This window comes from Nitrobacter sp. JJSN (genome assembly GCF_051912485.1).
Classification (GTDB): Bacteria; Pseudomonadota; Alphaproteobacteria; order Rhizobiales; family Xanthobacteraceae; genus Nitrobacter.
Genome location: NZ_CP196822.1, coordinates 780,019 through 792,655, shown reverse-complemented (window position 1 = coordinate 792,655; position 12,637 = coordinate 780,019). Strand labels below are relative to the sequence as shown.

Below are 12,637 nucleotides of genomic sequence, written 5' to 3'. Positions count from 1 at the left end.
CCACTGATATCCGTCATAGTGACTAAGGTGCGTCTTGAGCCAGAACCCGATCGCGACCCATTTTCAGCAATCGCTCGCGGCCCTTGAGCGCGCGGCCAACGATACGGCGCTGCTTGCGGTTGCGAGTAATATTGCACGCTCCATCATCGACGCCATTCGTTCCGGCAACAAGGTGCTTCTGATCGGCAACGGCGGAAGCGCCGCCGACGCCCAGCACCTCGCCTCGGAAATCGTCGGTCGCTACAAGAAAGAGCGACCCGGCTTCGCCGCCATCGCGCTGACGACCGACACGTCCGCCCTCACCGCCATCTCCAACGACTATGGCTTCGAGCAGATTTTCGCCCGGCAGGTCGAGAGCCTCGGCCGGAACGGCGATGTGCTGCTGGCACTGTCCACCTCTGGCCGATCAACAAACATCCTCGCCGCACTTGCCGCCGCGCGTCGGCGCGGCCTCGTCACCGTCGGTTTCACCGGCCTCAAGGGCAAGAGCCTGCAAGACGTCTGCGACCATCTTTTTGTTGCGCCAAGCGACGACACCCCTGTCATCCAGCAGATCCACATGACGGCAGGCCACGCGATATGCGACAGCGTCGAGAGCGCGCTGGCGGAGGGAGTCGGAGACAAGTGAACGGCGCCGTTAACGCTCCCGATTGCAGGCCCGCAGCATTCCTGGATCGCGACGGCGTCATCAATCACGACGACAGCTATATGGGTACCCGCGACCGTATTCGCTGGATGCCCGGCGTCGCCAAGGCCGTCCGACGACTGAATGAGGCCGGATATTTCGTTTTCATCTTCACCAATCAATCCGGCGTTGCGCGCGGCTTCTTCAGCGAGGATGATGTTCGCTGTCTGCACCTGTGGATGCAGTCTCATCTTGCATCGCAAGGCGCACGAATCGATGACTTCAGATATTGCCCGCACCATCCCGACGGCAGCGTCGCCGGATATCTGGAAGATCATCCCTGGCGCAAGCCGAAGCCCGGCATGATCCTCGACCTGATGCAGCATTGGCCGGTGCGACAACATGGCAGCTTTGCCGTCGGCGACCGCGAGAGCGATATCGAAGCCGCTGCTGCTGCGGGGATTCCGGGCTTCCTGTTCACAGGCGGCGATCTCGACGCATTCGTCGCGAACTGTCTCGCCCGTCAAAGCATTCTGCGATAGACCGCGGCGACCCCGGCTGCTTCGGCATCGAGACTGTAGTTTGCGACGACGAACTCGCGTGCACGCCGTCCCATCGCCGCAGCAACCTCGGGATCGCACATCAAGAGTTCCAGCGCTACGACCAGCGCGCCCACATCGCCCGGGGGCACCAGTACGCCGTTGTCTCCGTCGTTGACGACAAGCTCCGCCGCACCTGCACGCGATGCAACCAGTGCCGCTCCCACCGACATCGCTTCAATCAAGGTGACGCCAAATCCCTCATTGCGCGATGTGAAAGCGAAGATCGTCAGCCTTTGATACCAGCGCTGCACCTGCTCGATCTGCAGTTCACCGGTGATGCGGATGCGCGATTCCAGCCCCGTGGCAGCAATGCGGCGCCGTAGATCGTCGGCGAACGCGATCTGATCGGGCGTAATGGCCCCGACGATCACCGCGCTGAAATCCGGGAAGTGCGGCAGCAGGCGACACATCGCGTCCACGAAAACGTCCGTACCCTTTTGCATGCGCACCCGGCCAAAGCAGCCGATCAGATAACGGCCCGGCAATCCCGATTCAGCGAAGGCTGCAGTACGATCGACGGGTGGCGTGTAGCAATCCGCATCGACTCCGTGTGCGACCACGGTCGCTGGCCGCTTGAGAAATGACGCAGAGACATCGCTGGTTGCGATCACTGCATCCATCCGGGCAATCAGCCACCGCGTGATCCACGTGTGATGACGTTGCGCCGCCGAAGTGAACAGCAGCCGCAGCGGCCAGCCCAAAGCTTTCAAGAGGACGCCGGCGATCATATCGTTGTTGCGCCGGGCGTGCCAGATCACGGACGCTCGCCGCCGCCGCAGCTTCAGGAGGTCCACAAAACGCAGACGCGTGACGCCATCGGGCCCATCGGGGCCGAACCAAACTGTGCGGAACATTTTCGCCAGCCGCGGCGTCACCATCCGGCTGGTCGCCGTGACGCCTGAATAGCGCCAGTGCAGATTCGCCACGATAAGCTGCAGATCTCGCGCAGTTTCGTTGTCGGCAGGCACCTGGACGCTCCCTTTCGCCGATGTCCTATACGCAACATTAAGCATAGTGGCCAGTTCGCCTTACGTGAAACCCCCTTTTCACAGTGCACGGGATAGCGTCGCGGCCATCGTTCGTGAAAGGTGAACGCATGACCGTGCTCGTTACCGGTGGCGCCGGCTATATCGGCAGTCATATGGTTCTCGCGCTGGCCGAGGCCGGCGAAAATGTTGTCGTGATTGACAACCTGTCCACCGGTTTCTCGTCCGCGCTGCCGGACGGCGTGCCGCTGTTCATCGGCGACGCGGGAGACGAAAATCTCGTCGAGAACGTTATCGCTCAGCACGGGATCGAGAGCATCATTCACTTTGCGGGATCCGTGGTCGTGCCGGAGTCGATGCGCGATCCGCTCGCCTACTACCGCAACAACACGATGACGACGCGCAACCTGCTCAATGCCGCCGTCAAATGCAGAGTCAACCGCTTCATCTTTTCGTCCACCGCCGCCGTCTATGGCAATCCGGACCGCATGCCGGTCCCGGAAGAGGCGCCGACCCGGCCGCTCTCGCCTTATGGATCGTCGAAGCTGATGACGGAGATCATGCTGCACGATGTCGCGACCGCACATGGTATGAGCTACGTGGTGCTGCGCTACTTCAATGTCGCGGGCGCCGATCCGCTGGCGCGAATCGGCCTATCAACCGCGGGTGCCACGCACCTGTTGAAAATCGCGGTCGAAGCTGCGACCGGCCAGCGCGCCAAGATTGACGTGTTCGGCACCGACTACCCAACGCCGGATGGAAGCTGCATCCGTGACTTCATTCATGTCAGCGATCTCGCGCAGGCGCATCGTGCAGCGCTGTCATACTTGCGAAACGGCGGACTTTCGACGACGCTGAACTGCGGATACGGGCGCGGCTACTCCGTTCTGGAAACGATCGAAGCGGTGCGGCGGGTCAGTGGTCGCAACTTCGCGATTCACTATTCCGACCGCCGCCCCGGCGATATCATGACCATGATCGCCGACACCGGCCGGATTCGCGCGGCGCTCGACTGGACGCCACAATATGACGACCTCGCTACCATCGCCGCGCACGCGCTGGCTTGGGAAGAGAAGCTGGCGCAGCGGCACGTCACCGGCGCGCTCGCGGCATTAGCCTGATAAACCGGTCGGAAACCCGGTTTTGGCTTGAAAAAGAGCGCTATTGCAGGCATTGAGTCGGACGCTTTCGCAACAACCCTGACGCACGGGCGATAGCCGACCCACAGCGTCAATGGAACGCGATGACCGAGCTTCCGAAGAAAATTACCGACGATCCCTATGGCGCGGCCATCCTGATTCGCCGTCTGATCACGGAACAGGGCATTGCCTATTGGCGGCGCTACCTCGCCGCATTCGCGCTGATGGCCGTCTCGGCGGGAACGACGGCGGGTTCCGCCTACCTGCTCGGCGCAGTTATCAATCAAGCCTACGTCGATAAGGACGTGCGCAATATTGTCATTCTGTCACTTGTGACGGTCGCAATTTTTACGCTCAAGGGCGCGGCGACCTATGGCCATTCCGTGATCCTTTCGCAGATCAGCAACGCGATCCTCGCCAACAACCAGCGCCGTCTGTTCGCCAAGCTGATGAGCGAAAGCATCGGCTTCTTCTCGGCGCGGCATTCGTCGGAGTTTCTGGCACGGCTGACGGCCGGCGCCAATTCCGTCACACAGGTGCTCAGTCTGCTGATCAACGCCGTCGGCCGCGACCTGCTCTCGCTGATCGGGCTGGTCATCGTCATGGTGACGCAGGATCCGTACATGGCGCTGCTCGGCCTTCTGGTAGCGCCACCGGCGATGATTGTGCTGCGCAAGCTGGTAAAGCGCGTCAAGGGGCTCGCCCATAACCAGTTCAGCGGCACCACGGACATCATGGAGACCATGCAGGAGTCGCTGCAGGGAATCCGCACCGTGAAGGCGTTCACGCTCGAACGGACCATGAGCGAACGGATCGACGCCAGCATCACTGCTGTCGAGCAGACCAACAATAAGATGGCGCGGGTCTCGAACCGCGCGAGTCCGCTGATGGAAACGCTGGGCGGTTTCGCCATCGCAGGCGGGCTGATGTATGGCGGCTATCGCGTCGTCGCCATGGGCGCGACACCCGGCCAGTTCTTTTCGTTTCTCACCGCCTTTCTGCTGGCCTATGAACCGGCCAAGCGGCTGGCCCGCCTCAATATCGAACTCAACAGCAGCCTGATCGGTGCGCGCAAGCTTCTGGAAATCGTCGACAGCCCCGCCAGCGAGCCCGACGACAGCGACAAGCCGGCGCTGAACCTGACGACCGCTTGCGTCGAACTGCGGGACGTCACGTTCGCCTATCGTCCGGACGAGACCGTCCTCAACAGCATGAGCTTCGTCGCGGAGCCCGGCAAGATGACCGCGCTGGTCGGCCCGTCGGGCGGGGGAAAATCCACCGTGCTGGCGCTGCTGCTGCGCCTGTATGAGGTCACCAAGGGCGACATTCTGATCGACGGACAGGTCATCTCCGGCGTGTCGCGGACATCGCTGCGCCAGCAGACCGCCTATGTCGGACAGGACGTTTACCTGTTTCGCGCCAGCATTCGCGAGAACATCGCGTTCGGTCGCCCCGGCGCGGGCGAGGACGAGATCATCGCGGCGGCGAAAGCAGCCTGCGCGCACGACTTCATCATGAGCTTTCCACTCGGTTACGACACGCCCGTGGGCGAGCACGGCACCCAACTCTCCGGCGGGCAGCGCCAGCGGGTCGCTGTGGCGCGCGCGCTGATCAAGGACGCGCCGATCATCCTGCTCGACGAGGCCACCGCCGCGCTCGATTCCGAATCCGAAAAGCAGGTGCAGGAAGCGATCGGGCATCTCTGCCAGAATCGCACCACGATCGTGATCGCGCACCGCCTGCACACCATCATGCATGCCGACGCCATCCTGGTAGTCGAAGGCGGCGAGATCGTCGAGCGCGGCCGGCACGACGACCTGCTGCGGCGCGACGGACGCTATGCGTCGTTCTTTCGCCTGCAGCATCGCGACGCGCCGGCTCTGGCTCCTCTCAGCGCATCGGCGTAAGCTCGATCTCGCGGGCCGCAGGTCCGACCATTCCGTCGCCCAGCCGCTTACAGACTGCGGAGAGTCGCATGAGCACAGCGTCTTTCGTGATTCCACAACCGCCCCAACCCGCCATTGCGGTCGTGGGCGAGGGCAAGTCCTTTCCGGTCCGCCGTATCTGGTGCGTCGGCCGCAACTATCTCGACCATATCCGCGAGATGGGAAACGACGAACGCACACCGCCGTTCTTCTTTGCAAAACACGCCGACATGATCGAAGCCGACGGCGCGGTCATCCCCTATCCGCCGCTGACCAGCGACCTGCATCACGAGGTCGAGTTGATCGTCGCGATGAAGGGCGGAGGCCTGCGCATCCCCGCCGACAAGGCACTCGATCACGTCTACGGCTACGCCGTCGGAATCGACCTTACCCGGCGCGATCTGCAGATCGCCTCGCGCAAGAAGGAGCAGCCCTGGGAAATCGGAAAATCGTTCGATCACTCCGCGCCGTCGAGCCCGATCCAGCCAGCCGCGAAGATCGGCCATCTATCGAAGGGTCGCATCTGGCTTACGGTCAACGGCAAGGAAACTCAGTCAGGCGATCTCGACCAGATGATCTGGAACGTGCCGGAGATCATCTCGCAGCTCTCGCAACAGGTCGAGATTCAGCGTGGCGACATCATCATGACCGGCACGCCCGCCGGCGTCTCCCGGCTCCAGCCCGGCGACAGGATCGAATGCGGCTGCGACGGCGTCGGCACGCTAAAGGTGACGATCGGTCAAGCGGCGGCTTGAGCGGTCTGCTATTCCATTCCCGACGCATCCAACTTGCGAACGCCCTACCCCTCGATCAGCTTCAGCCAGTCGTCCTCGGAGATCACCTTTACGCCAAACTTCTCGGCATCCTTAAGCTTCGATCCCGCGCCGGGGCCCGCGACGACGAGATCGGTCTTCTTCGACACCGAGCCCGAGACCTTCGCGCCCATGCGCTCAGCCGAGGCCTTGGCCTCGTCGCGAGTGAATTTTTCCAGCGAGCCCGTGAACACCACGGTCTTGCCGGCCACCGCCGAGTCGCTGCGCGCCTGCGCGACCGGAAGCACCTCGATCTCCTCGAGCAGTTCGTTCAGCGCCTTGACATTGCGCTTCTCGGCAAAGAATTCGACCACCGCGTCGGCAACGATCTCGCCGACGCCGGCGATGTTGTTGAGATCGGCATAGGCCTCGGACTCATTGCCCTCCTCCATCTGCGCCGCTGCCGCTTCCGCCATGGCCGCGCGGAAACTCTCGATACCGCCGTAATGTCGCGCCAGCAGTTTGGCGTTACCCTCACCGACATGACGGATGCCGAGCGCAAAGATCAGGCGGTTCAGTTCGATCTTGCGGCGGGCATCAATGGCAGCGAAAAGGTTGCGCACCGAGGTCTCGCCATACCCGTCGCGATCCCTGAGCTTCTTCACCGCGCGCGCGTCGCGCTTCTGCAGCGTGAAGATGTCGACGGGATGCATGATGAGGCCCTCGTCATAGAATTCCTGGATCTGCTTCTCGCCGAGGCCGTCGATATCGAAGGCGAGGCGCGAGACGAAATGCTTGAGCCGCTCCACCGCTTGCGCCGGGCAGATCAGCGCGCCGGTGCAACGGCGCACCGCTTCGCCCTCCTCGCGCACGGCATGACTGCCGCAGATCGGGCAAGTGTCGGGGAACTTATACTTGTGCTTGCCGCGCGGCTTATCCATCACCACGCTCACCACTTGCGGGATCACATCGCCGGCGCGCTGCACCACCACGGTGTCGCCGATGCGGAGATCGACGCCATCGCGGATCGGTTGCCCGTCATTGCCGATGCCTTTGATGTAATCCTCGTTGTGCAGCGTAGCGTTCTGCACCACCACGCCGCCGACGGTGACTGGCTCGAGCCGCGCCACCGGCGTCAACGCGCCGGTGCGGCCGACCTGGATGTCGATGCCGTTGAGCACTGTGGTCGCCTGCTCGGCAGCGAACTTGTGCGCGATGGCCCAGCGCGGCGAACGCGACACGAAGCCGAGGCGCTCCTGCCAGTCGAGCCGGTTGACCTTGTAGACGACGCCGTCGATGTCGTAGCCGAGCGAGGCGCGCCGCTCGCCGATCCGGCGATAGAACGCCAGCACCTCTTCGACGCTGCTGCACAATTCGATCAGTGGATTGACAACGAAGCCGGCACTCCTGAGCCACTCCAGCATGTCGTATTGGGTGTCGGCGGGCCGATCCGTCATTTCCCCCCATGCATAGGCGAAGAATTTCAAGGGCCGCGATGCGGTGGTCGCGACATCCTTCTGGCGTAGCGAGCCGGCCGCCGAGTTGCGCGGGTTGGCGAACACAGTGTCGCCGGCCTCTTCCTGCTTTTTATTCAGCGCGAGAAAGTCGGTCTTGAGCATATAAACCTCGCCGCGCAGCTCGCAGGTGGCGGGAATGGCGCGGCCTTTCAGCCTGTGCGGCACGTCCTTGATGGTGCGCACATTGGCGGTGACGTCCTCGCCGGTAAAGCCGTCGCCGCGTGTGGCTGCGCGCACCAATTCGCCATGCTCATAGCGCAGCGACAGCGACAACCCGTCGATCTTCGGCTCAGCGACAATGGCGGGAATGTCGTCCGCGTCGAGTTTCAGGAAACGCTGGATGCGTTCGACGAATTCGGCGACGTCCTCGTCGCTGAAGGCGTTGCCGAGCGACAGCATCGGCACCGCGTGCTGCACTTTCGCAAAACCGCGGGCGGGCGCTGCGCCGACAGTCTGGGTCGGCGAATTAGCCGTGATCAGATCGGGAAAGCGCGCCTCGATCGCTTCAAGCCGCTGCCGCAGCGCGTCGTATGCGGCGTCCGACACCGTCGGCGCGTCCTTCTGGTAATAGCGCTCGTTGTGCGCTTCGATCTCCAGCGCGAGGCGCTTGTGCTCGATCTTCGCCTGCGCCTTTGTGAGGGAAGCGATGACAGGCGACGTTCTGGGCTTTGCCGCCATAGCGACTCACCCCGCCGCCTTCAGCAGCCGGTCCGCGGCGGCGCGGGCCTCCGCCGTGATCTCCGCACCAGCGAGCATCCGAGCGATCTCGTCGCGGCGGTGATCCTCAGCCAGCGTCGCGACGCGGGTGGCGACGCGCTTGCCGCGATCAAGCGCGTCCTTTGAAATGAGCAGATGCTGGTCGGCGCGCACCGCGACCTGCGGCGCGTGCGTCACCGCCATCACCTGCACCTTGCGGGCGAGCCGCGCCAGCCGCGCGCCTATGGCGTCCGCCACCGCGCCGCCGACCCCGGTGTCGATCTCGTCGAACACCAGCGTCGGCGCGGAGCCTTTGTCAGATAACACCACCTTCAGCGCCAGCAGGAAGCGCGACAGTTCGCCGCCGGAGGCGACCTTCATCAGCGGCCCCGGCCGGGTGCCCGGATTGGTCTGCACCCAGAACTCGACACGATCGAAGCCTTGCGGTCCCGGCGATGCCGGATCCGACTCGATGTGCGTGGTGAATGTCGCGCGCTCGAGCTTCAGCGGCGCAAGCTCTGCGTTGACTGCCTTGTCGAGTTTTTCCGCGGCCTTGATGCGCGCTGTGGAAAGTTTTGCGGCTGCCGCCGCATAGCGCTTGTCGGCTTCGGTCGCGTCCTTCTCCAGAACTTTCAGTCGATCCGCGCCGGCGTCGATCAGCGCGACGTCGGCGGCGTATTTCGCGGCGAGCGCCGCGAGCCCGTCCACCGGCGTCGCATATTTGCGTGACGCCGCGCGCAGCGCGAACAGCCGTTCCTCGATGTGCTCCAGTTCAGCCGGGTCGAAATCGGCGGCAACGAGCGCCGCCGCGAGATGCTGGTCCGCCTCCTCCAGCGCGTTGATGGCGGCATCAATGGCCCTGACCGCCGGCTCGACCAGTTGCGGCGAATTCGCGGCCCGCCGTTCCAACCGCCGCACCGCCGCCGCCAGCACGCTCACCGACGAACCGTTGCCGCTGACGGCGTCCTGCGCCTCGCGCAGGTCGGCCGCGATCTTCTCGCCGGCCATCATCGTGGTCCGGCGTTCGGCAAGCGCAGTTTCTTCTCCGTCCTGCGGGGCGAGCTGTCTTAACTCGTCGGAAGCATGGCGCAGATAGTCAGCCTCGCGCGCGGCGCGCTCCATGCCGGCACGGTGATCGTCGAGCGCCGCACGAGCGCTGCGGCGGGCCTCCCACAGCACCTCAAGCGCGGCGGCATCGGTCTCCAGCCCGGCAGAGGCATCGAGCAGCCGTCGGTGGGTCGAAGCATCGACCAGCGCCCGCTCGTCGTGCTGGCCGTGAATTTCCACCAACGCAGCGCCGACCGCCTTCAACGTCTGCACGCTGATCGCCTGGTCGTTGATGAAGGCGCGGGTGCGGCCATCGGCGAGCTGCACCCGGCGCAAGATCATCTCGCCCGAACCTTCAGAAATAGAGCCGTCAATGTCGTTGGCGGCGAGGATCGCGCCGGCCGGATGGTTTTCTGGAATATCGAAGGTGGCGGTAACCTGTCCCTGCTCCGCGCCGTGGCGGACCAGCCCGGCGTCACCGCGACCGCCGAGCGCCAGCGCGAAGGCATCGAGCAGAATGGATTTTCCCGCGCCGGTTTCGCCGGTCAGCACCGCAAGGCCGGAGGCGAACTCGATATCGAGCCGCTCGATCAGGACGATGTCGCGGATCGAAAGGCGCGCAAGCATCGGAAACCGGTTCCTGCCAAAGTGTCGTTCAGAGATTCGCTGAGGAGCGTGGCATAAAGTCTAGCGAACTCCGAATCAGGAAACCAGCCAAGCGGACTAGTGTGGTGGTTCAGAAGTTCCCTTCATTGCCAACCGAGTCCGTCAAGCGAACTTCTGAACCCAAACCCCACTAGAATCATAGAGCTGCGAGGATATGCGAACTTCGGAATCGGGACACTAGCCGAGTCCCATCTTCCTGAACGCCTTGCTGATCCAGGAGCCCCGATTCTCGCTCGGCTCGCTCCCGCCCGACTTCACGAGATTGTAGGCGTCCTTATACCAGCGGCTGTCTGGGAAGTTGTGGCCAAGCACGGCCGCGGCGGTCTGCGCCTCGCCGACAATTCCGATCGCCATATAGGCCTCGGTCAGCCGCGCCAGCGCCTCCTCGACGTGTCGCGTGGTCTGGTAGCGGGTCACGACGGTCTTGAAGCGGTTGATGGCGCCGGTGTAGTCGCGCCGCTCCATGTAGTAGCGGCCGATCGCCATCTCCTTGCCGGCGAGCTGATCGCGGGCGCCCTCGAGCTTTTTCTTGGCTTCGCCGGCATATTCGGACGTCGGATATTTGCGGATCACCTCCTCAAGCGAGGCCATCGCCTTCTCTGTACGGGCCTGGTCGCGCGAGATATCCGGAATCTGGTCGTAGTTCGAGGCCGCGATCAGGTATTGCGCATAGGCGGCGTCGGAACTGCCGGGATGCAGCGTAACGTAGCGCGATGCCGAGCCGATGCAGGTATCATAGTCGCCGGCCTGATAAGATGCGTAGGCCGACATCAGGAGCGACTTCCGCGCCCATTCCGAATACGGGTGCTCGCGGTCGACCTCGTCGAACTTCTTCGTCGCAGCCTTGAGGTCACGCTGATTGTTCATCAGGAACAAGCCCTCATTGTAGAGCTTGTCCGCCGGTTCATCGCTGAAGGTCTGTTCGTCCTTCGCCATGAACTTGTCCCACAGCGCGCCCGTCCCGCAGCCGCTCAGGGTCGCCCCCAAAACCGCGAGACCGACGACGAGCCGTAGTTTACGGCCGAGCCGATCGAGGAGACCGGTGCGATCCGTCGACGCGATCCGTCCGAGCGCCATACGCTTAGCTAACATCGATGAAAAACCTGACGTCCGTGATGCTGTGACCGATGCCGCCCCAGGCACGATAACCAACCAAACCCGCCAACCAAACCCCGTGGCACGCTGTCTCTCGACCGCGAACCCGTTCTGGAGCTATTCCGGCCTCGATGAATCAAAGCCCGGCTCCAGCTTCTTGTTTTGATGCGTTTTCTTGACGCGAACCGGTATCCGCTTCGCTCAAAAACGCTATAGCCGAAACAAATCCACTAACCAACCGGGTACGCAGGTATTTCGCCGGGATTAAGGCGAAACGCTCAGAGACGACCGAGGGAGTGGCTCCGGCAACCGCGGCGATAAAACGCAACCGGACAGTGCAAAGCGCGCGTCAGGCGTATGGGTCGGAGGATAATTCCGTGCCCCCGCGGATCAGGACACGTTCGGACCGTAGGCCGCAACCATGCCGCCCACCATTCCGCCGACCGCTTCGCCCTGACTGCGCGGACGCGAGGCCGGCTGGCCCTCGACCACTCGCCAGGCGGTCCGATCGGCCATCAGGGCCGTGAGCACGGCATGGTTGAGCTTGTGCCCGCCGCGCACCGAGCGATAGTCGCCGATCAGCGGCATCCCTGCGAGCGCAAGATCGCCGATCACATCGAGCACCTTGTGTCGCGCGCACTCGTCGGCGTAGCGCAGGCCGCCGGTATTCAACAGGCGCTCGTCGTCGAACACCATGGAATTTTCAAAGGACGCGCCCCGCGCGAAGCCTGCACTCCAAAGCTTCGCGACATCGTTCATGCAGCCAAAGGTGCGCGCGCGGCTGATTTCGCGACGAAAACTTTCGGGGTTGAGGTCGACGGCATATTCTTGGCGGCCGATCACCGGATTGGCGAAGTCGATCTCGACTTCAACGCGGAACCCGCGTCCGTATGGACGCAGTTCGCCGAACGCATCGCCCCTCGTTACCCGCACCGGCTTCAACACCTGAATGAAGCGGCGCGCCGCAGATTGCTCGACAATGCCAGCCTGATCGATCGCGGCGACGAATGCGGCCGAACTGCCGTCCATGATCGGCACTTCAGGCCCGTCGATTTCAATCGTGGCGTTATCGACACCGATGCCCCGCAACGCAGCAAGAACATGTTCGGCGGTGGAAACCAGCGGGCCCTGCTGGTCCCCCAGCACCGTGGCGAATTCAGTCGATGTGACGGATTTCGCGACGGCTCGCACCCGCCGGTCATTTCCATCAGCGCCGTTCCGGACAAAAATAAAACCTGCGTCGATCGAAGCAGGCCCCAGGGTCAGACTGACCGGTGATCCGGAATGAACGCCGACACCCGTCACGGTGGCTCGCGAACGAAGCGTCGTCTGGCGATTGAATTTCATAACCCATGCCCAAGTGACTCATCCCGAATGCCGAATTCCTCGCCTGAAAGGCGCCGAATCGATTCGTGATCCCCAAAGTCACTGCTAAAACATACCGGTTGCCCCAAAGAGCGCCAATTCACGCTTGTTTACCAATTGTTACCCCATGCCCGCCGCAATCACGCCGCCGGTTGACCAAATTTGCCGGTCCGGTCGACCGTAAATCGGAACATTAAACACATAATTTTTTGTTAAACTGCA

At 63.0% G+C, this 12,637-nt stretch carries 10 protein-coding genes; 5 read left to right on the top strand and 5 right to left on the bottom strand.

Annotated features, from left to right (window positions below):
- Window positions 1-34 precede the first annotated feature (34 nt).
- Together ACSZOQ_RS04020 and ACSZOQ_RS04015 are read left to right on the top strand one after the other, a co-directional pair.
- The gene (locus ACSZOQ_RS04020) at window positions 35-628 is read left to right on the top strand and encodes a D-sedoheptulose 7-phosphate isomerase (RefSeq protein ID WP_439924744.1); all 594 of its coding nucleotides are present in this window, start codon (window positions 35-37) and stop codon (window positions 626-628) included.
- Complete coding sequence (locus ACSZOQ_RS04015) at window positions 625-1,167, top strand: D-glycero-alpha-D-manno-heptose-1,7-bisphosphate 7-phosphatase (RefSeq protein WP_439924743.1); 543 nt, start codon at window positions 625-627, stop codon at window positions 1,165-1,167. Before ACSZOQ_RS04020 ends, ACSZOQ_RS04015 begins: the two co-directional genes overlap by 4 nt.
- On the opposite strand, the gene ACSZOQ_RS04010 is transcribed toward ACSZOQ_RS04015, so the two are convergent.
- A complete protein-coding gene (locus tag ACSZOQ_RS04010) occupies window positions 1,149-2,195 on the bottom strand; it encodes a glycosyltransferase family 4 protein (RefSeq protein ID WP_439924742.1) in 1,047 nt (348 codons plus the stop codon). The two genes, ACSZOQ_RS04015 and ACSZOQ_RS04010, sit on opposite strands and share 19 nt — an antisense overlap.
- 128 nt (window positions 2,196-2,323) lie before the next feature.
- Here ACSZOQ_RS04010 and galE point away from each other — a divergent pair, with 128 nt between their 5' ends.
- The 3 genes from galE to ACSZOQ_RS03995 all read left to right on the top strand — a co-directional run bounded on the left by galE (window position 2,324) and on the right by ACSZOQ_RS03995 (window position 6,032).
- A complete protein-coding gene (galE, locus tag ACSZOQ_RS04005) occupies window positions 2,324-3,334 on the top strand; it encodes a UDP-glucose 4-epimerase GalE (protein WP_439924741.1) in 1,011 nt (336 codons plus the stop codon).
- A gap of 122 nt (window positions 3,335-3,456) precedes the next feature.
- Window positions 3,457-5,259, top strand: a complete 1,803-nt coding sequence (locus ACSZOQ_RS04000; protein WP_439924740.1) for an ABC transporter ATP-binding protein — start codon at window positions 3,457-3,459, stop codon at window positions 5,257-5,259.
- Window positions 5,260-5,327: 68 nt separating this feature from the next.
- Window positions 5,328-6,032: a fumarylacetoacetate hydrolase family protein gene (locus ACSZOQ_RS03995; protein WP_439924739.1), complete on the top strand. Its 705-nt coding sequence runs from the start codon at window positions 5,328-5,330 to the stop codon at window positions 6,030-6,032.
- Between the two features lie 44 nt (window positions 6,033-6,076).
- On the opposite strand, the gene ligA is transcribed toward ACSZOQ_RS03995, so the two are convergent.
- The 4 genes from ligA to lpxC form a co-directional block, all read right to left on the bottom strand.
- Entirely contained in the window at window positions 6,077-8,224 is a 2,148-nt protein-coding gene (ligA, locus tag ACSZOQ_RS03990; protein WP_439924738.1) for an NAD-dependent DNA ligase LigA, read from the bottom strand.
- Between the two features lie 6 nt (window positions 8,225-8,230).
- Window positions 8,231-9,916, bottom strand: a complete 1,686-nt coding sequence (gene recN / locus ACSZOQ_RS03985; RefSeq protein WP_439924737.1) for a DNA repair protein RecN — start codon at window positions 9,914-9,916, stop codon at window positions 8,231-8,233.
- A 216-nt stretch (window positions 9,917-10,132) separates the two neighbouring features.
- On the bottom strand, window positions 10,133-11,047 hold the full coding sequence (locus ACSZOQ_RS03980; protein ID WP_439924736.1) for an outer membrane protein assembly factor BamD: 915 nt from the start codon (window positions 11,045-11,047) through the stop codon (window positions 10,133-10,135).
- Between the two features lie 393 nt (window positions 11,048-11,440).
- On the bottom strand, window positions 11,441-12,397 hold the full coding sequence (gene lpxC / locus ACSZOQ_RS03975; protein ID WP_439924735.1) for a UDP-3-O-acyl-N-acetylglucosamine deacetylase: 957 nt from the start codon (window positions 12,395-12,397) through the stop codon (window positions 11,441-11,443).
- Window positions 12,398-12,637: the final 240 nt, after the last annotated feature.